The organism is Polaromonas sp. (genome assembly GCF_016185115.1).
GTDB lineage: Bacteria > Pseudomonadota > Gammaproteobacteria > Burkholderiales > Burkholderiaceae_C > Polaromonas.
Window position 1 is genome coordinate 291,295 of the sequence record NZ_JACPOF010000017.1, and the last position, 23,712, is coordinate 315,006.

The 23,712-nt window shown below is 61.2% G+C and carries 25 protein-coding genes; 14 read left to right on the forward strand and 11 right to left on the reverse strand.

Annotated elements, in window-relative coordinates:
- Positions 1–41: 41 nt before the first annotated feature.
- The 4 genes from rplS to rpsP form a co-directional block, all read right to left on the reverse strand.
- Positions 42–407 carry a 50S ribosomal protein L19 gene (rplS, locus tag HYX42_RS11525; protein ID WP_293403028.1) on the reverse strand — a complete coding sequence of 122 codons (366 nt, stop codon included), beginning with the start codon at positions 405–407 and terminating at the stop codon, positions 42–44.
- Positions 408–549: 142 nt separating this feature from the next.
- Positions 550–1,329 carry a tRNA (guanosine(37)-N1)-methyltransferase TrmD gene (gene trmD, locus HYX42_RS11530; protein ID WP_293403030.1) on the reverse strand — a complete coding sequence of 260 codons (780 nt, stop codon included), beginning with the start codon at positions 1,327–1,329 and terminating at the stop codon, positions 550–552.
- 49 nt (positions 1,330–1,378) lie between these two features.
- A complete protein-coding gene (gene rimM, locus HYX42_RS11535; RefSeq protein WP_293403032.1) occupies positions 1,379–1,969 on the reverse strand; it encodes a ribosome maturation factor RimM in 591 nt (196 codons plus the stop codon).
- An 11-nt stretch (positions 1,970–1,980) separates the two neighbouring features.
- On the reverse strand, positions 1,981–2,241 hold the full coding sequence (rpsP, locus tag HYX42_RS11540) for a 30S ribosomal protein S16 (protein ID WP_293403034.1): 261 nt from the start codon (positions 2,239–2,241) through the stop codon (positions 1,981–1,983).
- Positions 2,242–2,438: 197 nt separating this feature from the next.
- On the opposite strand from rpsP, the gene HYX42_RS11545 reads away from it, so the two are divergent.
- On the forward strand, positions 2,439–2,978 hold the full coding sequence (locus HYX42_RS11545) for a GNAT family N-acetyltransferase (RefSeq protein WP_293403036.1): 540 nt from the start codon (positions 2,439–2,441) through the stop codon (positions 2,976–2,978).
- A 6-nt stretch (positions 2,979–2,984) separates the two neighbouring features.
- Entirely contained in the window at positions 2,985–3,464 is a 480-nt protein-coding gene (locus HYX42_RS11550) for a hypothetical protein (protein WP_293403038.1), read from the forward strand.
- Positions 3,465–3,577: 113 nt separating this feature from the next.
- Here HYX42_RS11550 and HYX42_RS11555 read toward each other — a convergent pair whose 3' ends face one another.
- From HYX42_RS11555 to HYX42_RS11575, 5 genes are all read right to left on the reverse strand, one after another.
- Entirely contained in the window at positions 3,578–4,588 is a 1,011-nt protein-coding gene (locus tag HYX42_RS11555; protein WP_293403040.1) for an inorganic phosphate transporter, read from the reverse strand.
- 124 nt (positions 4,589–4,712) lie between these two features.
- Entirely contained in the window at positions 4,713–5,360 is a 648-nt protein-coding gene (locus tag HYX42_RS11560) for a DUF47 domain-containing protein (RefSeq protein WP_293403042.1), read from the reverse strand.
- Between the two features lie 202 nt (positions 5,361–5,562).
- Complete coding sequence (locus HYX42_RS11565) at positions 5,563–6,525, reverse strand: AEC family transporter (protein WP_293403044.1); 963 nt, start codon at positions 6,523–6,525, stop codon at positions 5,563–5,565.
- A 50-nt stretch (positions 6,526–6,575) separates the two neighbouring features.
- A complete protein-coding gene (locus HYX42_RS11570; RefSeq protein WP_293403046.1) occupies positions 6,576–8,690 on the reverse strand; it encodes a TonB-dependent receptor in 2,115 nt (704 codons plus the stop codon).
- Between the two features lie 85 nt (positions 8,691–8,775).
- Complete coding sequence (locus HYX42_RS11575; RefSeq protein ID WP_293403048.1) at positions 8,776–9,150, reverse strand: hypothetical protein; 375 nt, start codon at positions 9,148–9,150, stop codon at positions 8,776–8,778.
- Positions 9,151–9,290: 140 nt separating this feature from the next.
- Between HYX42_RS11575 and HYX42_RS11580 the strand changes: the two genes are divergently transcribed.
- Positions 9,291–10,298 carry a succinylglutamate desuccinylase/aspartoacylase family protein gene (locus HYX42_RS11580; RefSeq protein ID WP_293403050.1) on the forward strand — a complete coding sequence of 336 codons (1,008 nt, stop codon included), beginning with the start codon at positions 9,291–9,293 and terminating at the stop codon, positions 10,296–10,298.
- A gap of 285 nt (positions 10,299–10,583) precedes the next feature.
- Here HYX42_RS11580 and msrA read toward each other — a convergent pair whose 3' ends face one another.
- Together msrA and HYX42_RS11590 are read right to left on the reverse strand one after the other, a co-directional pair.
- Positions 10,584–11,123, reverse strand: coding sequence for a peptide-methionine (S)-S-oxide reductase MsrA (gene msrA, locus HYX42_RS11585; protein ID WP_293403052.1), 540 nt, complete (start codon positions 11,121–11,123; stop codon positions 10,584–10,586).
- Between the two features lie 132 nt (positions 11,124–11,255).
- The gene (locus HYX42_RS11590) at positions 11,256–11,534 is read right to left on the reverse strand and encodes a hypothetical protein (RefSeq protein ID WP_293403054.1); all 279 of its coding nucleotides are present in this window, start codon (positions 11,532–11,534) and stop codon (positions 11,256–11,258) included.
- Between the two features lie 212 nt (positions 11,535–11,746).
- Between HYX42_RS11590 and HYX42_RS11595 the strand changes: the two genes are divergently transcribed.
- The 11 genes from HYX42_RS11595 (at position 11,747) to HYX42_RS11645 (ending at position 23,707) form a co-directional block, all read left to right on the forward strand.
- Positions 11,747–12,490 (forward strand): YdcF family protein, encoded by a 744-nt coding sequence (locus tag HYX42_RS11595; RefSeq protein WP_293403056.1) that lies wholly within the window; start codon positions 11,747–11,749, stop codon positions 12,488–12,490.
- A 79-nt stretch (positions 12,491–12,569) separates the two neighbouring features.
- Complete coding sequence (locus HYX42_RS11600; RefSeq protein ID WP_293403058.1) at positions 12,570–13,262, forward strand: TetR/AcrR family transcriptional regulator; 693 nt, start codon at positions 12,570–12,572, stop codon at positions 13,260–13,262.
- 11 nt (positions 13,263–13,273) lie between these two features.
- Entirely contained in the window at positions 13,274–14,482 is a 1,209-nt protein-coding gene (locus HYX42_RS11605) for an efflux RND transporter periplasmic adaptor subunit (protein ID WP_293403060.1), read from the forward strand.
- Positions 14,483–14,489: 7 nt separating this feature from the next.
- Positions 14,490–17,777: an efflux RND transporter permease subunit gene (locus HYX42_RS11610; RefSeq protein WP_293403062.1), complete on the forward strand. Its 3,288-nt coding sequence runs from the start codon at positions 14,490–14,492 to the stop codon at positions 17,775–17,777.
- 54 nt (positions 17,778–17,831) lie between these two features.
- Positions 17,832–18,527 carry a protein-L-isoaspartate O-methyltransferase gene (locus HYX42_RS11615; protein ID WP_293403064.1) on the forward strand — a complete coding sequence of 232 codons (696 nt, stop codon included), beginning with the start codon at positions 17,832–17,834 and terminating at the stop codon, positions 18,525–18,527.
- 61 nt (positions 18,528–18,588) lie between these two features.
- Complete coding sequence (locus HYX42_RS11620; RefSeq protein ID WP_293403066.1) at positions 18,589–18,951, forward strand: rhodanese-like domain-containing protein; 363 nt, start codon at positions 18,589–18,591, stop codon at positions 18,949–18,951.
- A gap of 56 nt (positions 18,952–19,007) precedes the next feature.
- Positions 19,008–20,360, forward strand: a complete 1,353-nt coding sequence (locus tag HYX42_RS11625) for a TolC family outer membrane protein (RefSeq protein ID WP_293403068.1) — start codon at positions 19,008–19,010, stop codon at positions 20,358–20,360.
- Between the two features lie 22 nt (positions 20,361–20,382).
- Entirely contained in the window at positions 20,383–20,805 is a 423-nt protein-coding gene (locus tag HYX42_RS11630; RefSeq protein ID WP_293403070.1) for a hypothetical protein, read from the forward strand.
- Between the two features lie 45 nt (positions 20,806–20,850).
- Positions 20,851–21,432 (forward strand): cupin-like domain-containing protein, encoded by a 582-nt coding sequence (locus tag HYX42_RS11635; protein ID WP_293403072.1) that lies wholly within the window; start codon positions 20,851–20,853, stop codon positions 21,430–21,432.
- A gap of 162 nt (positions 21,433–21,594) precedes the next feature.
- Entirely contained in the window at positions 21,595–22,569 is a 975-nt protein-coding gene (locus HYX42_RS11640) for a LysR family transcriptional regulator (protein ID WP_293403074.1), read from the forward strand.
- 127 nt (positions 22,570–22,696) lie between these two features.
- Complete coding sequence (locus tag HYX42_RS11645; protein ID WP_293403075.1) at positions 22,697–23,707, forward strand: 2-dehydropantoate 2-reductase; 1,011 nt, start codon at positions 22,697–22,699, stop codon at positions 23,705–23,707.
- Positions 23,708–23,712 lie beyond the last annotated feature (5 nt).

Consider the following 23,712-nt stretch of genomic DNA (forward strand, 5'->3'; position numbering starts at 1 on the left):
AAAAGCCGCCCATGAAGAGCGGCTTTTTGCGGGCGGGCAGCTTAAGCGGCCTTGGCGCCCAGCTTTTCCTTGATACGTGCAGACTTGCCGCTGCGGCTACGCAGGTAGTACAGCTTGGCGCGGCGCACGTCACCACGGCGCTTGACTTCGATCTTGGCGATCAGCGGGCTGTAGACCTGGAAGGTACGCTCGACGCCTTCACCGTTGGAAATCTTGCGGACGATGAAGCTGGAGTTCAGGCCGCGATTGCGCTTGGCAATCACAACGCCTTCAAACGCCTGCACACGCTTGCGGGTACCTTCAACCACGTTGACGCTGACAATGACGGTGTCGCCAGGCGCGTAAACGGGAACAGTCTTGTTGAGGCGGGCAATTTCTTCCTGCTCAAGGGTCTGGATCAGATTCATAAAAATTCCAATTTCACTTTTTCGTTCATTCGCGAGCTGCGCTAAAGACCGCAAATCCAGGGGTTGCGCGCCAATATGAACATATCGGGCAACGTGGTTGCAGTGGCCGCCAGAGGACCGAAAAGCCTTTGATTATAGCAAGTCAGGCGTCTTTTTCGGGATTTTCAAACAAATCCATCAGAAAAGCCTCGTCGCCAGGAGTCAATTGCCCGGCTTCCCTGGCCTTCTGGACGAGTTCCGGGCGCTGCTTTTGCGTCAGCGCCAGCCGCTGGTCGCGCCGCCAGCGCTCAATGTGGCTGTGGTTGCCGGACAACAGGATTGCAGGGACTGTCTGCCTGCGCCAGGACTCCGGGCGGGTGTAGTGCGGGCAGTCCAGCAGGCCATCCAGCGCGGGATTGAAGCTGTCGAACTGGTGGCTGCCCTCGTCATTGAGCACGCCGGGCTGCAGCCTTGCGACGGCATCCAGCAAGGCCATGGCCGCAATCTCGCCGCCCGACAGCACGAAGTCACCCAGGCTGATCTGCATATCGACATGGGCATCAATAAAGCGCTGGTCCAGGCCCTCATAGCGGCCGCACACCAGCACGGCACCGGGGCCCGCAGACCAGCTCTCAACAGCCGTGTGGGTGAGCGTTTCGCCAATGGGCGAGAAAAGTACGACCGGGGCGGCAGCGCAGCCATTCGCCAGACGATCTGCCTGTATTTTTTCAAGGCACAGGCTCAGCGGTTCAGCCAGCATGACCATGCCGGGGCCACCGCCAAACGGCCTGTCATCCACGCGGCGATAGCTGCCGTCAGCAAAATCGCGGGGATTCCAGAACTTCACGTCCACCAGGCCAGATTCATAGGCGCGGCGGGTCACGCCGCTCGTCAGAAATGGCGTGAACAGCTCGGGGAAAAGGGTGATGACATCAAAGCGCATGGAGAACCATTTTGCGCGACATTTGCGCTGCGGCAAGTACGCGAGACGCTCAGTAGTCAGGCTGCCAGTCAACCGTGATGCGTTTGCCGGCGATGTCAACGCTGTCGACGTACACCGAGACAAAAGGAATCATGCGTTCGGCTGTAGCCTCAGTACCGTCTTCCTGCTTTGCGGTGTATTCGACACACAACACGGAATGAGGGCCGGTGGCCATCAGGTCGCGTACCGAGCCCAGCGCCACACCCTCACGGTTGACGACGTCCAGGCCTATCAGGTCAACCCAGTAGTACTCGTCTTTGGAGGCTGCAGGAAAGGCGCTGCGCGGCAAAAAAATGCGCGCACCACGCAATGCTTCTGCAGCAGTGCGGTCGTCCAGGCCATTGACCTTGGCGACGACGGAATCAGAATGGGTTTTGGCCTCGTCCACCGCGATGGATACGGTGCCTGTAAAGGCGTTGAATCCGGGGCGGAATTTGGCGTCGGGCGGCTGCAGAAACCAGGATTTGGCTGCAAACAGCGCCTCGGGATCGGTGCTGTGGGGCAGGATCTTTAACCATCCCTTGACGCCCCAGGCATCGAGGATGCGCCCGACCTCAATCGCGTCATCTGGCAAGCCAGACGGCTGAAGCCCGGGCAACATCGAGATAAAACTCAGGCTGCCTTGGCGGCGGCCGTTGCGCCCTGCTTGACCAGGCGTTCAACGGTTGGCGATGGCTGCGCGCCAACGCTGATCCAGTGGGTCAGGCGGTCCTGCATGATGCGCAGGCCTTCTTCGCCACCTTTGGCGATCGGGTTGTAAAAACCGATGCGCTCGATGAAACGGCCATCGCGGCGGACGCGCTTGTCAGCCACAACGATATTGAAAAATGGACGGTGCTTGGAACCGCCGCGTGCAAGTCGGATGACGACCATGATTTATCCTTGGGTGGTGGGGCGCATGGTTAAAAAAGCACCCCAAAGTTTCCTGCAGCGATTGAGACACACGACATGACCACCCGGTCAGCGAAATGCTGCAAAGCCTGCGATTATAGCCTGAGGAAACAGTTTGGGGTCAAAACGCCCCTTTCCCGGAATATCAGCCCTGCATTTACATCCAGCCGACACAAGCCATGAGCACAAGCCCCTTGATCCGTCCAAGCCTTGAGAGCGACATCCCGGCGATTACCGCCATCTACGCCCACCATGTGCTGAACAGCACGGGTACCTTCGAGACCGAGCCGCCCAACCTGGCCGACATGACTGCCAGACGCGCCGATGTTCGTGCTAAGGGCCTGCCCTACCTGGTGGCCGTGCTGGATGGCCAGGTCGTGGGTTTTGCGTACGGAAACTGGTTCAAGCCCCGCCCGGCCTACCGCTATTCCGTTGAAGATTCAATTTATCTTGCGCCCGGCCTGCAGGGCAAGGGCCTGGGCCGCGCGCTTCTGGCCGAACTGCTGCTGCAGTGCGAAGCTGCCGGCATACGCAAGGTCATGGCCATCATTGGTGATTCGGCCAATGCAAGCTCGGTGGGTGTGCACAAGGCGCTGGGGTTTGAGGAAGTCGGCCAGGTCAAATCATGCGGGTGGAAGTTCGGCGCCTGGCGCGACATCGTCATCATGCAAAAAAGCATCGGCGCCGGTGACAGCAAGCCGCCCGATGGCGCACCATAATCCCGCATGCGTTCAAACTCCATATCTCCCGCGCCGCCCCGCTCAAAAAACAAGACCGCCGCTGCCTGGCTGGCCTTCATCCTCGGCCAGCTGGGTCTGCACCGGTTTTACATGTTCGGCATCAGGGACCGCTGGGCCTGGCTGCACCCCGCGATCGCCGCCATCGGCTGGTGGGGTGTCTACCGGGTTCAGCTTTACGGACAGGACGACCAAATCGCCTGGCTGCTGATCCCCTTGCTGGGTTTTACGCTTGCCGGCACGTCCATCACCGCGATTTATTACGGCTTGATGCCTACTGAAAAATGGAATGCCACTTACAACCCGGCGTTGCCGGACACGGCCTCAGGCAACACCAGCTGGCTGACGATAGGTGCTGTCGTGTTTGCACTGCTGTTCGGTGCCATCACGCTGATGTCCAGCATCGCGTTCAGCTTCCAGCGTTACTTTGAATACCAGGTCGAAGAAGCGCGCAAGATCAGCCAGTAAATAACGCCCCCACGTTCGCTCACTGCGTGTAGCTCTCTGCCCCCCGAGGGGGCGCTGCGCCTGCGGTCTGGCAAAGCCAGTCCCGCGGCCCCTGCTTGCAAAGATTGCAGATTTCAGAAAATCTGCAGGCTCACCCAGTACGCAATCGCGGCCACAAATGCCGAGGCCGGAATCGTGAAGATCCACGCCCAGACAATGTTGCCGGCCACGCCCCAGCGCACAGCAGACGCGCGCTGTGTGGAACCCACACCAACGATGGCGCCGGTGATGGTGTGCGTGGTGGACACCGGAATGCCCAGCCCTGTCGCCAGGAACAGCGTCAACGCCCCGCCGGTTTCGGCGCAAAAGCCGCCCACGGGCTTGAGCTTGGTGATCTTCTGGCCCATGGTCTTCACGATGCGCCAGCCGCCGAACATGGTGCCGGCTGCAATCGCCAGGTAGCAACTCACAATTGTCCAGGTCGGCGGCAAGGCGTCGCTCGCAGATGCGTAACCCGTAGCGATCAGCAGCATCCAGATGATGCCAATGGTCTTTTGTGCGTCATTGCCACCATGGCCCAGGCTGTAGGCACCGGCAGACACCAGTTGCAGCCTGCGAAACCACCTGTCCACCCGTGAGGGCGTGGCACGCCGGCAGACCCAGGCCACCAGCACCATCATCATGGATCCGAGCAAAAAGCCCAGCAGCGGCGATACAAAAATAAACGCCACGGTTTTCATGATGCCGCCGGAGATCAGCGCATGCGCGCCAGACTTGGCAATCACCGCACCCACAATGCCGCCTATCAGCGCATGTGAGGAGCTGCTGGGAATGCCGTAGTACCAGGTCAGCAGGTTCCAGGTGATGGCGCCTATCAGGGCGCCAAACACCACATGCGTATCAACAATGCCCGGCTGCACAATGCCCTTGCCCACCGTTGCGGCCACGCTGAGATGGAATATGAAAATCGCCAGCAGGTTGAAGGCCGCGGCGAACACCACGGCCTGCCCCGGCTTGAGGACGCCGGTCGACACCACTGTGGCGATTGAATTGGCCGCATCATGAAACCCGTTCATGAAGTCGAAGGCGATGGCCAGGAAAACCAGCAGGGCCACGACCCACAGGGCGGTCTGTACGCTTTGCATAGTTAAATTATTCCAGTGCTAGAAGGACGTAGGCGCGGCCGCAGCGCAGGGCCGCCCCAAGCAAGGCCAGCCCCATCGGGGGGCAGCGCATGACACGCAGTGCAAAGCGTGGGGGTCATAATTTTCAGGAATTCTCGAGGACGATGCCCTCGATCAGGTTGGCCACGTCCTCGCACTTGTCGGTGATGGTTTCCAGCAGTTCATAAACCGCCTTGAGCTTGATGACCTCCCGCACATCCGGTTCTTCACGAAACAGGCGGCTCATGGCAGAGCGCATCACCCGGTCGGCGTCCGATTCGAGCTTGTCAATTTCTTCGCAGGTCTTCAGGGCTGCTTCAGCCGTCGCCGGCTCGCTGACCTTGCCGATCAGCGCGACCGCATCTTTCAGGCGCTCGCAGCATTTCACGCTCAGGTCGGTCAGGCGGATGATGTCGTCCGTCATGTGGCGCACGTCATACAGAGCCATGGTTTCTGCCGAATCCTGAATCAGGTCGGCCACATCGTCCATGGTGTTGATGAGCTTGTGAATCTGCTCACGGTCTATCGGGGTGATGAAGGTCTTGTGCAGCGCCCTGTTGACGTCATGCGTGATGCGGTCAGCGGCGCGTTCGGCGTTGTCCACTTCACGATTGAAGGATTCGCGTTTTTCAACATCGCTGTAATTGGCGACCAGCTTTGAAAAGGCCTGGGCCGCTTCAACAATGCGCTCTGCATGCTGGTTGAACATCTCGAAAAAATTGCCTTCGCGGGGCAGCAACTTGCCAAACAGCATGTCGGTTCCTGGTTGAGTGGGTCAAGAATATGACCGTTTTGTGACAGGCGGGAGTTTAACTTAGCCCCCACGCTCCCCACTTCGTGTGGTTCGCTGCCCCCCGGGGGGGGCCGCTGCGCCTGCGGCCTGGCAAAGCCAGTTCCGCGGCCCCTGCTTGCGAAAACCTCAATACGGGAGCTGCATGCGCAGCCGCCCTTGAAAATTATGCGAACCTGCCGAGCAGCAGCAACACCAGCGTCAGGCTGACCATGGCCAATGCAGTAGACATCACCACGCTGGCGGTGATCAGCTCTTCGGCCACCTTGTAGCGCTGCGAAAACAGGAACACATTGGCGCCAATCGGCAGCGCCGACGCCGTGACCATCACTGCCATGGGCAGGCCGCCTACTCCAAGCAAGTGGCAGATGCCAAACACAAGCAGGGGATGGAGCAGGTTCTTGACGCAGGCCAGCGCCAGCGCTGGCCGCAAATACCCGCCAATCGATGTATTGGCCAGCGTGACACCCACCAGCACCAGTGCCAGCGGTCCGAAGGCATTGGCCAGCAACTCCAGCGGCCTGTCGATCACCTCGGGGATCACCAGACCAGTCTGTGCAAACAGCAGCCCGACGATGATAGGCAAGGGCACAGGGTTAAGCACCGCGTTCTTCACTGCCAGCAAAACGGTGGTGACCGGATGCCGGGGCGCCGTGCCCAATTCACTGCCAAGCCCCAGCTTCTGTTCACGCGCCACGGCAAGTTCAAGCACCAGGGTTGCAATCGTGAGCAGCACGAGCGCGTGCGTTGAGACGAGCGTCAGCAAGATCACAAGCCCCGCTGGTCCGTACATCAGGCCGACCATGGCGATGCCTATCATCACGGTGTTCGAAAAAGTACCGGCCAGCGCCAGCACCGCCGCACGCCGGTTCAGGCCCTTGACCAGCAGGATGCAGCCAAAAAGGATGGCTACTGCGACGAAGTAGGCCGTCACCGGCTTGAAGTCGAGCTGCTCTATGCGCACCTTGCTCATGGTGCGAAACAGCAGCGCAGGCGTGAGCAGCAGAAATATCAGGTTGGACAGATCCTTGACCGCCGTGGGCCTGATCCACTGCAGGCGGCCTGCGGCAAAACCAGCAGCAATCAACAACACGACGGGAAGCAGGGAGACAAGGACAAGCTGGTTCATTTGCGCCAATCTTAGCGCCCGGCCTTCCCCGCTACGGTCTGTTTGCTTCGTCAGAACGACGCCTGTAAGCCAATCTTCAGACTGCGACCGGGCAGCGGCGCTTTGGGGAATGCCGTCGTGGTCAGCACCGATGTCGCGCTGTAGGCCAGCTGGTTCGTGAGGTTGTCCACCCGTGCATAAAGCAGCGTGTTGACAGCCCCCATCTTCAGCGCATAGGTCGCCGCCGTGTTCCACAGCGTGTAGGCAGCCGTCGCGCGCTGGCCGGCCGCCACGCGGTTCTGCGCGGCAGAGTGGTCAAAACCCAGGTTCGCCCCCCAGGGGCCGCTGGCCCACTTCAGCGTGGCGCCCACACGCATGGGCGCGATGCGCGGCAATGGCTGGCCGTTGTTGAGGTTGGTGGCCCTGACCATGTCGCCGCGCAGGCCAAGGTCCAGCGTGCTGGCGCCTTCGAGCAAACGCATGTTGCCGCTCGCTTCAACACCTGTGAAACGCGCACGCACCGCGGTGTAGGCAAATTCGCGGCGCACACGGTTGTCCGGGTCGGCGTCATCTATGCCGTCACCATCGGCATCCGTCGGGTTCAGCATGCCGCTGGATTGCCCGTAGGTGTTGCCCGTGGCCAGCAGCGCGATGTAGTTTTTGAAGTGATGTGCATAGACGTTGGCAGAAAAAGTATTCGCGCCTGCCTTCCAGTTTGCGCCTACGTCCAGGCTGGTGGATTTTTCCTTGCCCAGATTGGCATTGCCGGTTTCCCATGCATTCGTGGCCACGTGGGTGCCAGAGGCGTACAGCTCATAGTCCTTCGGTGCGCGTTCGCTGAAGGCCAGGTTGGTAGTGATCTGCCACTTCGGGGCGGCATTCCACAAAGCGCCAACTGCAAAGCTGGAAGGATTGAAGTCACGCGTGGCAGGCACAAAGCGGGCCAGGCGCGGGTTGCCCAGCGATGCCACCCTGACCGATTCCAGACGGCCACCAAAACTCAACCGGCCCCAGGACCTTGCATATTCTTCATAGGCGAACAGGCCGCGTTGCGTGGTCTCGCTGTAAGGGGCGAACGCTTCGGTACCGTCCGCCGAGAAGCGCGAGTTCTCGGCCTGCAGGCCGAACACACCGCTCAGCCCGCCAACAGACGCGTGCCTGGCTTCCACACGCACATCACTGCCCTTGTTCCTGAAAGCCGTGCCCGGTGTGGCCCCGTCAAACTCTGTGTGGGTGTAGTCGGTTTTGCTGTACTGGCCCTTGACGCTTTTGATAAAACCGCCGAGGTCACGAACCTCGCCCTCCAGGCCGATGCGGTCAGATTTCATGCCTATGGTCACGTTGTCTTCCGCTACTGTGCCGTAGGTGTTTCGGTAGGTGCTGATGGATGCACCAAGATAGCCGTGGTCAAACAGCAAAGATCCACCCAGCGCACCGCCATTGACCTTGCTGGCCGAGTTGCAAATGCGGTTGACTGTGCCCACGGCGCCGGGTTTGGTGCAGGCCAGAGCGACCGGCACATTCACATCGCCGGTTTCGCGGCTGAATGCATCAACATGCAGCCCATAGCGGTTGTTGCCCGCCTCAAGTGCCAGGCCGCCGCCCTTTTCACGATTGCCGGTCGCCAGGCCATAGTCAACCTTGCCCGCCACCCCGCCCTTTTCGTCGAACAGGGCTTCACGCGGAATGCGGTTGTCGATGACGTTGACCACACCGCCCACCGCGCTGCCGCCATAGAGCAGCGCGCCCGGGCCGCGCAGCACTTCAATGCGCTGGGTGCTGATGGGGTCTGCGGTCACTGCGTGGTCGTAGCTCAGCGATGACGCGTCTACCGTCGCGCCGCCATTGCCCAGGATGCGGATGCGGTCGCCGTCCAGGCCGCGAATGATGGGGCGGCTGGCATTGGGGCCGAAGTAGGTGCTGCTGATGCCGGGCTCGCCGTCCAGCGTTTCACCCAGCGTGGTTCTGGAACGTAACAACAGGCCGGTGCCGCCGTAACTTGCGGCAGGCGCAATGAGGTCAGTCGCGCCCAGCGGGTTGCCGGTGACCGTGACCTCACCGAGGTTTGCTGTTGATGAAGGTGTGGCGGCAGCGCCGGTCGCGTTCTGCGCCTGCGCCATGCCGGCCGTGGCCATAAAGGCCAGCACCGCGAGTTGCAGTGCGTTTTTTGAAAATGAGGATGTCATGAGGACTCTTTGAATCAGGATGCAAACCTGCACACCATTGGATGCGCAGGGGCAAGGCCGACCCCGCAGGGTCAGCGAAGGAGATTCAAGGAGTCCGGGGCGGGCCGCGCGCGTCAAAAAGCGCAGCCCAGCGGGCGAGCGCTTCGCCCTCAAAAATCGCCACCGCCACGGTGGGCAGCAGAACCGGCAAAACCAGCGATGCCACATGCAGCGCAGCGCTGCCGTGGCTGGCCTGGTCGTACAGGCGGCAGTCGGCGTCACTGGCGTGGGAAGCAAACAGCGAATCCACCGTGCCATGTTTGGAATGACCGCTGCCCGCCTTGAGATGAACCGCTTTGGCCGACCCTACACCCGGGCCATGCAGCGTACCGTGCATCAGGCCCAGCGTCTGCGCGAACAGAAGCGCCAGCGTCAGCAGCCAGACGATGGTGTGGGTTGAGGGGCTTGACCGGCGGGTCATGTGAAGTAATGGGGTATCAGTGGCTGCACCAGATGCCGGGAGGCAAAAGCCGCAGGACCTGTAATGTAAGGCATATGGCCCCGGCGAGAAAGTTTGGTGTCCACTTTGCCCTGCAGCTTCAATGCGTATATAAACATTGCATGACTGCCACGATCCCCGCTTCCACATCTCAAGCCGCCCACCTCCGCACCCACACCTTCCACGGCCTGGACACCAGCCAGCCGGCCCCGCGCCTGCTGGTACTGGGCGCGGTGCATGGCAACGAGACCTGCGGCACGCAGGCCATCACCCAACTGCTGGCCGAGCTCGAGAGCGGCGGGCTGGTCATACAGCGCGGCACCGTGACGTTTATTCCCATCACCAACCCGCTGGCCTACCAGCTGGGGCGCCGCATGGGCGACCGCAACCTGAACCGCAACATGACGGTCACCGCAGAGCCGCAGGATTTCGAGGACAGGATTGCCAACGTGCTGTGCCCCATTCTTGAAGCGCATGACGTGCTGCTGGATCTGCACTCCTTCCACACGGGCGGCGCGCCGTTTGTCATGATCGGCCCGCAGAACAATACCGGCACGCTGGAACCCTTCTGCCAGGCAGAGCAGGAAATGCAGCTGGCCCTGCACACCGGGCCCTGGCGCATCGTCGAGGGCTGGCTGGACACCTACGCACGTGGCGTCAAGCGCCGCGCACAGAAAGCGGCATCGGGCGGAAGCGACCGCTCACAAGCACTGGTCACCAGCACCAACTATGGCGTGGGCACCACCGAGTACATGCGCTCAAAAGGCGGCTATGGCGTGACGCTGGAGTGCGGCCAGCACGACGACCCCAAGGGGACAGACGTGGCGCGGCAGGCGATTTTGCAGACCATGGCGCTGCTGGGCCTGGTCGATCCGGCAGCAGTGCCCTTGAGTCCGGCTGCGGCCGGGCGCGAAATCTTGCGGCTGGTCGATGTCACGGACCGCGAGCATACGGGCGACCGCTTCACGCGCGAATGGCGCAGCTTTGATGCAGTGAAGACAGACGAGGTGATTGGCTGGCGCCAGAGCGGCGAAGAGGTCAAGGCGCCACAGGACGGGTTTATCGTCTTTCCGAATCCGCGCGGGGAAGTCGGCCAGGAGTGGTTTTACTTTGCACTGCGGCGCGCCTGAAGGCATTCAACGTCAATTAATACAAAAAACGTAACAGTAATATTCAAATAGCTGCCTACATTGATTATTGATATCAGCCGAAGCATCAATCACTGATCTCGAGCGGTTTAGACCGTCCAAAAGCCGTCAAAAAGGGCAAAAAACACCTGTTTTCAGGCATCAAATTGTCCGTAGCCCTTTAAATACGCGCGTGAGCAGCTATTAAAATAGTAGCAATTTTCGATCAAATCTGAGCCTGGCACCGTCGCTTCTCCGCTCCGGACGACTGCAGGCACCTCCACAGGCTCAATCCCTGACCCGCGAGGCAAAGGTTTTGCGGAATTTCTCGACCTTGGGGCCGACCACAAAAGCGCAGTAACCCTGGTTGGGGTTGTTCTCGAAATAATCCTGGTGGTAGGCCTCGGCCGGCCAGTAATTGGCGAGCGGCAGCACTTCGGTGACTATGGGCTTGCCGAAGGTTTTGTCCTGGCTGGCTTCGCGGATGAAGTCGTCTATTACCTGCTTTTGCTCTGGCGAGGTGTAGTAAATGCCGCTGCGGTACTGCGTGCCGGCGTCGTTGCCCTGGCGGTTCAGGCTGGTGGGGTCGTGGATGACAAAGAAGATTTCAAGAATCTCGCGCAGCGTGATCTGCGCGGGGTCAAATTCAAGCTTCACGACCTCGTTGGAGCCAGTACGGCCGCTGCAGACTTCTTCATAGCTGGGCCGCGCCGCCTGGCCATTGCTGTAGCCCGATTCAACATCGGTCACGCCGCGCACCTTGACGTACACCGCCTCGGTGCACCAGAAGCAGCCGCCGCCCAGGGTGATGGTTTCAGTTGATGCCATGGAAATCTCCGCTCAGATGATTGATGCCGTTGGTCACGCCCACTGGTGGTGAGTCGCGCCCGGAGCTTTCATCTTACGCGGGCACCTTCGACACCGCCCGCCTGGCGTGGCTTGTCCCTGAGGCGAAGCGGTTCAATCGCGGCGGCGCGGGCCTTTGGGGGTAAATTGCGGGCCGACGGCCTTGCGCATCAGCTTGAGCAACAGCAGAAACACCACAGCGCCCAGAACAGCCAGGCCCAGCGAGCCCGCGCTGAAATCCTTGTCGTTGGTCGTGCCGTGGCTGAGCAGCGCCGCCACAAAGTCGCCGCCTATATAGGCGCCGAAAATGGCCACGGCCACAGTTTCGATAATGACGGTTTTTTCGCGGACTTGCGTCAGCAGGCAGGCAAGCGCGCCAAGAACGGCACCCACCAAACACCAGATATACGGGTTGATGCCGTTCTCCTAGAAGTAATCAGATAGCCTGATACTGACAGCTTTAGGCTGCGGCGTCCGATTTATCGCGTAAAGCGTCTGGACCGTCCGCTCGGCAAGGCGAATCACCCCTTCTAGAATAAGCACACCCAGCTACTTTTTTTATAGCACCGATGGAACCCGGCTCAATCAAACCCCTGCTGACCGCCTTGGCCTTGCCACCCATGTCGCTGCTGCTCCTGGCACTGCTGGGGCTGCTGCTGGTAGCTGGCAGGCGCAAACGCACAGGTGCATCACTGCTGTGGCTGGCCCTGACTACGCTGTGGGTCCTGAGCTGCCACGGCGCTGCAGTGTGGCTGGCGCAAAACGCCCTGCCCCAATACCCACCGGCATCTGCCGCGCAGATCTCAGCCGGCAAGGCCCAGGCGATTGTGGTGCTGGGCGGCGGTGTGCTGCCGCTGGCGCCCGAGTATGGGCAGGCGCAGCCCAGTGCCTCTACCGGGGCGCGCCTGCGCTACGGCATCTGGCTGGGCCGCCAGACGGGGCTGCCGCTGGCGTTCACAGGCGGCATGGGCCATGCGGCCAGCAATACGCAGGGCACGTCAGAAGCCGCGGTGGCAGCACGCGTCGCACAGCAGGAATACGGCATGCGCATTCGCTGGCTGGAGTCGGCCTCGCGCGACACGACCGAAAATGCGCGCCTGCTGGCCCCCATGCTCAAGCGTGACGGCGTGCAGCGTATCGCACTGGTCACCCATGCCGCGCACATGCCGCGCGCCGTCATCGCCTTCGAACGTGCAGGTTTTGTTGTGCAGGCAGCCCCCACAGGCTATATCGTGCCCCGGCGCAGCGCGCTGCTTGAATGGCTGCCTTCAGCATCAGGGCTTCAGGCCACGCAGGAGGTGCTGCATGAATGGCTGGGCATTCTGGCCGGGCGTGTACTGAGCATCTGACGCCTGCCCATGCAGCTATTGGTGGATGTTGACGCCCGAAACGGCTCGGGTTACATTACTAACCAGTCAGTCATTAAAAATGCCGCTTTCCAAGTTTTTTTGCAAACCCGATACCTCTGCCACCGTCAAGCGTGAGCGGCGCAAGGAAGCACGTCCCGGTGAACTGCTGGCAGCCGCGCTGGATCTGTTTGTCGAAAAAGGCTTTGCCGCAACAAAGTCCGAGGAAGTCGCGGCCCGGGCAGGCGTCTCCAAGGGCACGCTGTTTCTTTACTTTCCAAGCAAGGAAGAGCTGCTCAAGGCGGTGGTGCGAGAGAACATCTCTGGCCGCTTCAAGGAATGGAACGACGAGTTCCTGAGCTTTGAAGGCAGCAGCGCCGAAATGATCAGTTACTGCATGAACGTCTGGTGGGACCGCGTTGGCGCCACCAAGGCCTCGGGCATCACCAAGCTCATGATGAGCGAGGCGAAAAACTTCCCTGAAATCGCCGAGTTCTACCAGCGGGAAGTCATCGAGCCCGGCCAGACCCTGATTCGCCGCATCCTGCAGCGTGGCATTGACCGTGGCGAGATCCGTCCGCTGGACCTCGACTACGCCGTCTTCACCATTGTTGCGCCCATGATGTTCCTGATCCTGGCGAAACATTCACCCGGTATCTGTGCACCCATGACACTGGCGATGGACCCGAAAAAATACATAGATACCCAACTCGGCGCCATCCTGCATGGGCTGCTTGCAGCGCCTGCGGCCACCTCCAGCCCGGACAAAAAATAAAAACCCCCGCCATGACAACAAACAACAACAGGAAATGGATCAAGTGGGCTGCTGCTGCGCTGGTGGTGGTGCTGATTGCCGTCGGCGTCTTTCGCGCGCTGTCGGCACGCACGGCGCAGCAGCAGGCGCTGGTGGCCAGCACTGCGGTGAAAGAACAGGGCCTGGTCGAACTGGCCGCCACCGATGTGGTGAAGGTGCAGACCCTGCAGGTCATGCAGGGCCTGCCGGTGTCAGGCACGCTCAAGGCCGTGAATTCCGCCGTCATCAAGGCGCGTGTGGCTGGCGAGTTGCAGGGCCTGACAGTGCGCGAAGGTGACTTCGTCAAGGCCGGCCAGGTGCTGGCGCGCATAGAAGCGACCGAATACCAGTCACGCGTGCGTCAGGCCAGTGAGCAGGCTGCTTCGGCGAAGGCGCAGGTTGAAGTGGTGCAGCGCCAGTACGACAACAACAAGGCCCTGGTAGACCAGGGCTTTATTTCAAAAACGGCGCTCGATACCTCACTGGCCAACCTCAACGCCGCACAGTCCACCTTCCGCGCCGCGCAGGCCGCGACGGATGTCGCCAGAAAATCGGTTGAAGACACCATACTCAAATCGCCCATCAGCGGGCAGGTGTCGCAGCGCCTGGCGCAGCCCGGCGAGCGTGTCGGCATAGACACGCGCATCGTTGAAGTGGTCGACCTCAGCCGGCTTGAGCTTGAAGCCACACTGAGCGCTGCCGACTCGGCACAGATCAGCGTCGGCCAGACGGCAGAGCTGCAGATAGAAGGCGGCAGCCAGGTCGCGACCGCAAAAGTGGTGCGCATCAACCCCAGCGCGCAGGCCGGCAGCCGCAGCGTGCTGGCTTATCTGAGCATAGACAACACCCCCGGCGGCAGGGCACTGCCGCTGCGCCACGGCCTGTTCGCACAGGGCACACTGGGCACGGCGAGTTCGTCCCTGCTGGCCGTGCCGCTGGGCAGCGTGCGTACAGATAAACCCGCACCCTACGTTCAGGCCATTGAAGACGGCAAGGTCGTGCACAAAACCGTAGAAATTGGAGCGCGCGGCACGGCAGGCAACGAAAACGTGGTGGCTGTCAAGGGTCTGGCCGAAGGCGCGCAGGTGATACGCGCCAACATTGGCTACCTGCGTGAAGGCACGCAGGTGCGCTTCACGCAGCTGGCTGCGCCCGCGGCGCCAGCGCCTGAAGCCGCAGCCTCAACCGCCTCGGCGAAATAAGCACGGCATGTGGTTCACGCAGGTCAGTCTTAAAAACCCGGTGTTTGCCACCATGGTCATGGTGGCCATCGTGGTGCTGGGTTTGTTCTCCTACCAGCGCATGCAGGTAGACCAGTTCCCGAACATAGACCTGCCCGTGGTCGTGATCACCACAGAATATCCGGGCGCTTCACCTGAAATTGTCGAGAGCGAAGTCACCAAGAAGATTGAAGAAGGCGTCAACTCGATTGCCGGCGTGAGCGCCCTCACCTCGCGCAGTTATGAAGGCCAGTCGGTCGTCATCATCGAGTTCCAGCTCTATGTCGATGGCCGCAAGGCCGCCGAAGATGTGCGAGAAAAGATTGCATCCATACGCCCTACGCTGCGCGACGAAGTGAAAGAGCCACGCGTGCTGCGCTTTGACCCGGCTAGCAAGGCCGTCTGGTCCATTGCAGTCCTGCCTGCATCCTCAGGCCCGAGCGGCGAGCGCAGCGCCGGGCCGCCCCAAGCAAGCTCAGCCCCCTCGGGGGGCAGCGCAGTACGCGCAGCGACAAGCGTGGGGGCTGGCATGTCTGCGGTGGAACTCACCAACTGGTCCGACCAGGTTCTCAAGAAGCGGCTGGAGAACGTACGAGGCGCAGGCTCGGTCACGCTCGTGGGCGGCACCAAACGGGAGATCAATGTTTACCTGAACCCGCAGGCCATGGAGTCGCTGGGCATCACCGCCGAACAGGTCGTCAATGCTGTACGCAATGAAAACCAGGACCTGCCGGTGGGTGCCATCCGTTCGCTGGCGCAGGAGCGTGTGGTCAAGATCGATGCGCGCGTCAAACGGCCCGAGGACTTTGGCAAGATCATCATCACCCGCAAGGGCAGCGCAGCGGTGACGGTAGATCAGGTAGCGCGCATTGCCGACGGCGCGCAGGAAATCGACAGCCTGGCGCTCTACAACGGCCAGCGCACGCTGCTGATATCCGTACAGAAGGCGCAGGACGAGAACACCATCGCAGTGGTGGATGGCCTGAACAAGGCAATTACCGAAATCAAGCCGCAACTGCCGCCGGGTGTCAGGCTGGAGTTGATCGCCGACAGCGCGAGGCCCATACGTGTAGCGGTCGAGAACGTGCGCCGCACGCTGATAGAGGGTGCGTTACTCACGGTACTCATCGTATTTTTGTTCCTGAACTCATGGCGCTCCACCGTCATCACCGGGTTGACCCTGCCGATCTCCATCATCGGCACGTTTTTGTTCATGAACCTGTTCGGCTTCACCATCAACATGATCACGCTGATGGCGCTGTCGCTGTGTGTGGGCCTGCTGATCGACGATGCGATTGTCGTGCGCGAAAACATCGTGCGTCATGTGCAGATGGGCAAGACGCCGTACGACGCGTCAATGGACGGTACAAAAGAAATCGGCCTGGCCGTTCTGGCCACCACCTTCTCCATCGTCGCTGTGTTTCTGCCCATTGGTTTTATGGGCGGCATCATCGGCAAGTTCTTCCACGAGTTCGGCGTGACCATCGTCGCGGCCGTGCTGATCTCGATGTTTGTCAGCTTCACGCTCGACCCCATGCTGTCGAGCATCTGGCATGACCCGTCGATTGAAGCGCATGGCAAACGCGGCCCACCGGTGACTTTTTACGACAAGACCATAGGCCGCGTGACTGGCTGGTTTGACAATGCCACCGAATCGCTGAGCAACAGCTACCAGGGCATCCTGCGATGGTCGCTGGTGCACAAGCTGAAAACGCTGCTGCTGGCGCTGGTGATATTTGTCATCAGCATCTTCATGGTGCCCCTGCTGGGCACGGAGTTTGTGCCCAAGGCAGATTTCTCCGAAACCTCGCTCAACTTCTATACACCGGTAGGCTCCTCACTCGAAGCCACGGAAGCCAATGCACGCCAGGTTGAAGCCATAGTGCGGGAATTTCCCGAGGTGAAGTACACCCTCGCCACCATCAACACCGGCAATGCACAGGGCAAGATGTATGCAAGCCTGTACATACGCATGGTGGACCGCAAGGCACGCACGCGCAGTGTGGATGAGCTTTCAGGCCTGCTGCGCGACCGCCTCAGGCAGGTACCCGGCATCACCGTCACGCACGTCGGACTGCTTGACTCGGTGGGCGGCAACAAGCAGGTGGAGTTTTCACTGCAGGGGCCTGACCTGAAAGAACTTGAGCGCCTGACGGTCATGGTCAGCAACCGCATTCGCGGCATTCCCGGCCTGGTGGACCTCGATTCCAGCGTGAAGGCCGACAAGCCCGTGATCCAGGTCGATGTGCGGCGCGACGCCGCCTCCGACCTGGGCCTGTCGGTATCGCAGATTGCGGCGTCGCTGCGCACACTGGTGGCTGGCCAGACGGTGGGCAACTGGCGCGCGCCCGATGACCAGACCTATGACGTGAACGTGCGGCTGGCACCGGACGCGCGCAACGCACCACAGGATCTCGAACGCCTGCCCTTCATGAGCAGCACTGTCGGCAGCAACGCCGATGGGTCTTCACGCATCGTGCGCCTCAGCCAGGTGGCCAGCGTGACAGAAGCCACCGGCCCCAACCAGATCAACCGGCGTGACCTGGCGCGTGAAGTCGCCATCAACGCCAACGTCTACAACCGCTCTGCCGGTGAAATCTCCACCGACATTCGCGCGGCACTGGACACCATGAGCTTTCCGCCCGGCTACCGCTACCAGTTCAGCGGCTCGACCAAGAACATGGCCGAGTCTTTCGGATACGCGATTTCTGCACTGGTGATGGCGATTTTGTTCATCTACATGATCCTGGCCAGCCAGTTCAAGAGTTTTCTGCAACCCATGGCACTGATGACCTCCCTGCCGCTGACCTTGATAGGCGTGGTGCTGGCGCTGCTGATGTTCCGCTCCACGCTGTCGATGTTTTCCATCATCGGCATCGTAATGCTCATGGGCCTGGTGACCAAAAACGCGATTTTGCTGGTGGACTTTGCGATACGGATGAGGGAAGAAGGCATGGAGCGCAGCGCCGCCCTGCTCGAAGCTGCCAAAGTGCGGCTTCGCCCCATCCTGATGACCACACTGGCCATGATTTTCGGCATGATCCCGCTGGCCTTTGCGCTGACGGAAGGCTCGGAACAGCGCGCCCCCATGGGCCAGGCCGTGATTGGCGGCGTCATCACCTCTTCATTGCTGACGCTGGTGGTGGTGCCCGTGACCTATTGCTACCTCGATGACCTCTCGCAGTGGCTCAAACGCAAATTCGGCCCGAAAACAGACCCTTCAGCCGGCACGAGCGCCCCGGCTGAAGTACACACGCCAGTTACAGGGCACGACTAAAATTGGCGGGTTTGTCCCTATCATCCCCACCTTTCCACCCATACATCTACCGCCATGAACTACGAACAAGCCCGTTTCAACATGATCGAACAGCAAATCCGCCCATGGGAAGTGCTGGACAGCCAGATCCTGTCCCTGCTGGCAGTGGTCAAGCGTGAGGATTTTGTGCCGCTGGCGCATAAGGCTCTGGCCTTTGTGGACATGGAAATCCCGCTGACCAGCGACCTGCAGAACCATCCCGGCCAGTGCATGCTCGCACCCAAGGTCGAGGCCCGCATCCTCCAGGACGTGGCGGTCCAAAAACATGAGAAGGTGCTTGAAATTGGCACCGGCTCCGGCTTCATGGCGGCACTGCTGGGCCACCGTGCACAGCAGGTGATCACCATGGAGATCGACAGCACGCTGGCCCAGACGGCGCGCGAGAACCTGCAAAAGGCCGGCATCTACAACGCAGAAGTGCGTACCGGCGACGGCGCAGCAAAGATTGCGCAAGCCGTCTCGGGCACCGACCCGTTGCGTGGCCCGTTTGACGTCATCGTGCTCAGTGGCTCTGTCGTTCAAATCCCGCCCGCACTGCTGGCCATGCTCAAGGTCGGCGGCCGCCTGAGCGCCATCGTCGGCACCGAGCCGGTCATGCGCGCCACCCTGGTCACGCGTGTCGCAGAAGATGCCTGGCGCACGACGCAGGCCTGGGACACCGTAGCGCCGCAGCTGCTGAACTTCCCCGAACCGTCGAAGTTCACTTTCTGAAAAAGCCTGCGCAACAGAAGCCAGCCATCAAACACACCAGCAAGTAGCCGAGAGCATCCTGATGATCCCCCAACTCGACCTGTCCAGCTTTAAAGAATGGCGCGACAGCAGCACCGCTGCCACGCAGGCCGCCCCGCCGGTTGTGCTGGATGTCCGGGAGCCGTGGGAGTTGCAGACTGCATCGGTCAAACCTGACGGCTTCACGCTGCTGCACATTCCCATGCGTGAGGTGCCGGCGCGGCTGGCCGAGCTTGAAGAAACATACGGCGCTGCACACCCGATAGCCTGCCTGTGCCATCACGGCATGCGCAGCCTACAGGTCGGCAACTTCCTGGAGCAACGCGGTTTCACCGGCGTCGTCAACCTGCAGGGCGGCATAGATGCCTGGTCACATCAGGTCGATGCCACTGTTCCCCGTTACTAAAAAATTGTGCATGTGATCCGATCCGTTTTGCTGACTTCTTCTTGTTCAGGACTTTTATGACAACGACTCAAAAACCGCCGGCGCTACCGGGTCTGCTGCCTCTTTCAATCGCTCTGGCCTCCGTGCTGATGGCTTTTGCACCACAGGCCCGGGCCCAAAGCCTGGTTGAGCTGTATGAGTCTGCACGCGCGTTCGACGCGAGCTACCAGTCGGCAAAACTGCAGTACGACGCCAATGTGGCGAGAGCCGACCAGGCGAAAGCCGGCATCCTGCCTTCCGCGGGGCTGGCTGCAGGCGTGTCGCGCACCGGTTTTGACAACACCAACCCGCTGGTGGACCGCAGCTTCAGTACCCAGAACGCGACCCTGACAGCAAGCCAGCCGCTCTATCGCCCGGCCAACTGGGCTGCCTATGAGCAAAGCTTCAGACAGGTCGAACTGGCCAAGGCCCAACTTGACGCATCCGAGCAGGATCTCATCGTGCGCTCCAGCCAGGCCTACTTTGATGTTCTTGCGGCACAGGACACCCTGACCTTTGTCCGCGCGCAAAAAGAAGCGGTGGCAGAGCAACTGGCTTCGGCCAAGCGCAACTTTGAAGTCGGGACCTCGACCATCACCGACACACGCGAAGCCCAGGCGCGTTATGACCTGGTGACGGCGCAGGAAATCGCTGCCGAAAACGACCTGCGTGTGAAAAAGCTGGCACTCGACACACTCGCCGGCAAGACAAATTCGCAACCCAAAGGGCTGGCTGCACCCATCGCCCTGCCACCTGTGGCGCCGGCTGACGTCAACCTCTGGGTAGACCAGGCAAGTCTCGTCCACCCCAGCATCCGGCAGGCGCAGAAAAACTACGAGATCGCAGAGCTTGAAGTAGACAAGGCCGAAGCCGGACACAAACCTACCGTCGACCTGAACGCCAGCTATAACGTCACGCGCAGCCCTGCGGGCACAGCCGTCAGCACCCTCAATACGCGCAACAACACCGGCACCATAGGCTTGCTGCTGAATGTGCCGCTGTTCGCAGGCTTTGCCACGCAGAACCGCGTGCGCGAAACCCTGTCACTCAAGGACAAGGCGCAAAGCGACCTTGAAGGCGCACGCCGAACCGTCGCGTTGAACACCCGAACCGCCTACTTCGGTGTGCTGTCCGGACAAGGCCAGGTCAAGGCGCTTGAAGCGGCCGAACTGTCAAGCCAGAGCGCGCTCGATGCCAACAAGCTGGGCTACCAGGTCGGTGTGCGCATCAACATTGACGTGCTCAACTCCCAGAGCCAGCTCTTCCAGACCAAACGTGACCTTGCGCAGGCCCGCTACAACGTGTTGCTGGGTGGCCTGCGCTTGCGCCAGGCCAACGGAACGCTGACGCCTGAAGACCTGCTCATCATCAATTCCCTGCTCGTCAAGTAAACCCTCCCGCAGGGGCAGCGCCATGCTGATGCAGACCAAAGACGCGCCGCTGATGATGGGTGACCTGCCCATTGAAGCAGAGCGTGTCACGGCTGTGCCCAGCACGATACCGGCGGGCCCGATGTTCGAGCTGATTGAGGAAACCACCTGGGAAGCCTTGCGCGCATCAGGCCGGCAATGGCCGTTTGACCGTCCGGTGCTGGTCAAGGGCGGCGTAAAACACTGGCCGTCATTCAGCAAATGGTCTTTTGAGTCACTGGCCGATGTCTGCGAGAGCGATGCGTCGGAAGCGCCGGTGAAATTCACCGATGGCCTGGTCGAGCAGGGCGTGACCAAGGGCAGGCCGTTTCTTCCTGTTGCGCCCTATCTGCGCGAACTCGGCAAAGCGGCCCTCAAAACGACTGACCCGGAAGCCGGCCTGCTGACCATGGCACGCCTTGAGTAGATCAGGCGTGAGCCTGGCGCCCAGTTCCACCTGAACTGGGCGCACATGCAGTCGTTCAAACCCACAACGCTGTATCTGGCGCAATGGGACATCCTTGAAAAATTTCCAGCCTTGCGCAAGGACCTGCTCATCAAGAGCCTGTGGCCCGACAAATCGTTTCTGGACCGCAAGCTGACCTGGGAATACATCTTCATGGGCCCGGCCAATACGGTGACCGGCTTGCACAACGACTTTCCGCACAACTGGTTTTGCCAGTTCAGGGGCACCAAGGAATTCATTCTTTTCCCGCCCGACCAAAGCGCGCACATGTGTCCGGCCGCCAAATACGACTGGGGCGCCACGCTGAGCGACATCAACGTGTCGCGCCTGCCGCAGCAGGCCAGGGAACTGGCATCATTTGAGAAAGCCCGCGGCATCTATGCGCGGGTGGAGGCCGGTGATGCGCTGTTCATTCCAAAACGCACCTGGCATTCAGTGGTGTCGCGCGAACCATCCATCAGCCTGGGCATGTTCGGCCTGACACCTTATGAAGTTGCAACCGGCGGCGCCTGGGCAACGCTGCGCGACTGGGCGCACCACCTGCGCCTGTATGCCCACGACAACTGCACCTGTCACGAGAAAAAGTAGCCTCCACGGTCGTTCACTTCGTGTAACTCCCTGCCCCCTCAAGGGGCCGCCCGCCTGTAGCCCGGCAAAGCCGGTTCCACGGCTTGAACTTGCACAGACACCGCTTCGACCCTGCGGTTAACAGCTATGGCGTGATCAGCTGCCACGTGCACAATCGTGCTTATGCAATCCGGTAAAGCCACCACCTTCGATATCGACATCGCATCAGACCTGCAGCGCTGGCGCACCTTTCTGGCGATTGCCGAACTCGGCAGCCTGACGCGCGCTGCGATTTTCCTCGACCGCAACCAGTCCCTGCTGAGCCGGCAACTCAATGCGCTGGAACGCGATTGCGGCGCACGGCTGTTCAACCGCACAGGCAGGGGGGTTGCGCTGTCGGATATCGGCGAGCGCATCTTTCCGCAGGTCAAGGCCCTGCTCGCCGACGCCGGGCAACTGCAGCGCGAGATACGCGGCGAGGCACGCGAACCCGCCGGGCGTGTCACGCTGGGGTCCCTGCCGTCGATCACCTTCCCTATCGTCGGGCGCCTGTTCAAGGACCTGCGCCTGAGGTTTCCCGGCATACAGATCAAGATTCTGGAAGGCTCAAGCGGACAGGTCGAGGAATGGCTGTCCGATGACCGTGTGGACCTGGCCATCCTCTACCGATATGGCAACCACCAGCCGGAGCGTGAGCAGGCCCTGGCCACCGTCGACAGCTACCTTATCGGACCGGTCGGCGACAAGCTCACCGACCGCGCCGAAATCGATTTCCGCGAGCTCGACGGCCTGCCTTTTATTCTGCCCAGCGCGCCGAATGGCCTGCGCACCACGCTGGATGCGCTCGCCCGCCAGGAACACATTGCGCTGGTGCCCGTGATCGAAGCCGACTCGCTGCCGATCATGCGTTCCGTCGTCGCACAGGAAAGGCTGTACACCGTGCTACCCATCCACACCGTCTGGAGCGAAGTCGCCAGCGGCCAGTTGCAGGCCGCCAAAATCGTGAGCCCTGCCGTGCAGCGCACAGTGTCGATGGCGTTCTCGAAATCCAAGGGGCCGGGCAAGGCGGTGTCAGCGGTGGCCGACCTGATCGTCAGCATCGTCGAGGAAAACGCGCGCCACGGCATGTGGAGCAAGCACCCCAACGCGGCCGCCTGACACGCCCGGGGCGCGCCCCGGCCAGACCTGTGGCATTTGCATAACTGCTTTGCGCCTGCAGTCTTGAAAAAACCCGCGTCGCAGTGCTTAAATTGCCGCTGCCCTTCAAAACAGCAGCGAGACAAGCATGACAGACCAAGCCTTGCCGAAAATATGTGTAATCGGCGCCGGCGCCATTGGCGGTTTTTTCGGCGCAAGGCTGGCACAGGGCCATGCCGACGTGAGCGTGGTAGCGCGCGGCGCCACACTGCAGGCACTGCAGCAGCGCGGCTGGATACTTGAAAGTGGCGGCGAGCGCAGGGCCTCCCCGGTGCGTGCCGTGGCAGATGCGGCCAACCTCGGCGAGCAGGACGTGGTCATCCTCGCCGTCAAAAGTTATGCCATGGCCAGCGTGGTGCACATGGTCAAGCCCCTGCTCGGGCCCCAAACCCTGGTGCTTCCAGCCGTCAATGGCGTGCCCTGGTGGTTTACCGATGCAGCAGCAGGCTTGCCGGTATCAGGGCGGCTGGACAGCGTGGATGCCTCCGGCGCGATAGAGGCGGCCATCCCGGCGGCCGCAGTCATGGGCGCTGTGGTCTACCCGTCCTGCTCCAGCCCCGAGCCCGGTGTTGCACGCCACCACTCCGGCACAAAAGTGGTGTTCGGCGAGCCCGGCCTTGCAGCAGGCTCACCGCCCACCGAACGGCTGCAGGCACTGGTGGCGCTGCTCAAATCAGCCGGCTTTGACGCCGAAGCCAGCACCGACATCCGCACCGAGGCCTGGAAGAAGCTGCTGGGCAATGCCTGCTTCAACCCGGTCAGCCTGATCACCGGCTCGGCCACCGACCTGATGATTGATGATCCGGGAATTTACCGGCTCTTCACCGCCATGATGGGTGAGCTGCTGGCTGTCGGCAAGGTGCTGGGCATAGACCCGGGCATCCTGGTCGCAGACCGTATCGCCCTGACGCGCAAGCTCGGCCACATCAAGACGTCCATGCTTCAGGATGCCGAGGCCGGACGTCCGGTCGAGATCGACGCCATCCTGGGGGCGGCCTGCGAATTGGGCCGCAAGGTCAACATGGCCACGCCCGCACTGGACAACGTCTACGCACTCGCGCGGCTGCGCGCCAGAACATCCGGCCTGTTGAGCGCGTAATCAAC

What these genes read in the sequence shown, in the direction of transcription:
- rplS (WP_293403028.1), bottom strand. Translation starts at nt 407, where the DNA reads ATGAATCTGATCCAGACCCTTGAGCAGGAAGAAATTGCCCGCCTCAAC.
- trmD (WP_293403030.1), bottom strand. Translation starts at nt 1,329, where the DNA reads ATGCGCTTTGATGTCATCACCCTTTTCCCCGAGCTGTTCACGCCATTT.
- rimM (WP_293403032.1), bottom strand. Translation starts at nt 1,969, where the DNA reads ATGTTGCCCGGGCTTCAGCCGTCTGGCTTGCCAGATGACGCGATTGAG.
- rpsP (WP_293403034.1), bottom strand. Translation starts at nt 2,241, where the DNA reads ATGGTCGTCATCCGACTTGCACGCGGCGGTTCCAAGCACCGTCCATTT.
- HYX42_RS11545 (WP_293403036.1), top strand. Translation starts at nt 2,439, where the DNA reads ATGAGCACAAGCCCCTTGATCCGTCCAAGCCTTGAGAGCGACATCCCG.
- HYX42_RS11550 (WP_293403038.1), top strand. Translation starts at nt 2,985, where the DNA reads ATGCGTTCAAACTCCATATCTCCCGCGCCGCCCCGCTCAAAAAACAAG.
- HYX42_RS11555 (WP_293403040.1), bottom strand. Translation starts at nt 4,588, where the DNA reads ATGCAAAGCGTACAGACCGCCCTGTGGGTCGTGGCCCTGCTGGTTTTC.
- HYX42_RS11560 (WP_293403042.1), bottom strand. Translation starts at nt 5,360, where the DNA reads ATGCTGTTTGGCAAGTTGCTGCCCCGCGAAGGCAATTTTTTCGAGATG.
- HYX42_RS11565 (WP_293403044.1), bottom strand. Translation starts at nt 6,525, where the DNA reads ATGAACCAGCTTGTCCTTGTCTCCCTGCTTCCCGTCGTGTTGTTGATT.
- HYX42_RS11570 (WP_293403046.1), bottom strand. Translation starts at nt 8,690, where the DNA reads ATGACATCCTCATTTTCAAAAAACGCACTGCAACTCGCGGTGCTGGCC.
- HYX42_RS11575 (WP_293403048.1), bottom strand. Translation starts at nt 9,150, where the DNA reads ATGACCCGCCGGTCAAGCCCCTCAACCCACACCATCGTCTGGCTGCTG.
- HYX42_RS11580 (WP_293403050.1), top strand. Translation starts at nt 9,291, where the DNA reads ATGACTGCCACGATCCCCGCTTCCACATCTCAAGCCGCCCACCTCCGC.
- msrA (WP_293403052.1), bottom strand. Translation starts at nt 11,123, where the DNA reads ATGGCATCAACTGAAACCATCACCCTGGGCGGCGGCTGCTTCTGGTGC.
- HYX42_RS11600 (WP_293403058.1), top strand. Translation starts at nt 12,570, where the DNA reads ATGCCGCTTTCCAAGTTTTTTTGCAAACCCGATACCTCTGCCACCGTC.
- HYX42_RS11605 (WP_293403060.1), top strand. Translation starts at nt 13,274, where the DNA reads ATGACAACAAACAACAACAGGAAATGGATCAAGTGGGCTGCTGCTGCG.
- HYX42_RS11610 (WP_293403062.1), top strand. Translation starts at nt 14,490, where the DNA reads ATGTGGTTCACGCAGGTCAGTCTTAAAAACCCGGTGTTTGCCACCATG.
- HYX42_RS11615 (WP_293403064.1), top strand. Translation starts at nt 17,832, where the DNA reads ATGAACTACGAACAAGCCCGTTTCAACATGATCGAACAGCAAATCCGC.
- HYX42_RS11620 (WP_293403066.1), top strand. Translation starts at nt 18,589, where the DNA reads ATGATCCCCCAACTCGACCTGTCCAGCTTTAAAGAATGGCGCGACAGC.
- HYX42_RS11625 (WP_293403068.1), top strand. Translation starts at nt 19,008, where the DNA reads ATGACAACGACTCAAAAACCGCCGGCGCTACCGGGTCTGCTGCCTCTT.
- HYX42_RS11630 (WP_293403070.1), top strand. Translation starts at nt 20,383, where the DNA reads ATGCTGATGCAGACCAAAGACGCGCCGCTGATGATGGGTGACCTGCCC.
- HYX42_RS11635 (WP_293403072.1), top strand. Translation starts at nt 20,851, where the DNA reads ATGCAGTCGTTCAAACCCACAACGCTGTATCTGGCGCAATGGGACATC.
- HYX42_RS11640 (WP_293403074.1), top strand. Translation starts at nt 21,595, where the DNA reads ATGCAATCCGGTAAAGCCACCACCTTCGATATCGACATCGCATCAGAC.
- HYX42_RS11645 (WP_293403075.1), top strand. Translation starts at nt 22,697, where the DNA reads ATGACAGACCAAGCCTTGCCGAAAATATGTGTAATCGGCGCCGGCGCC.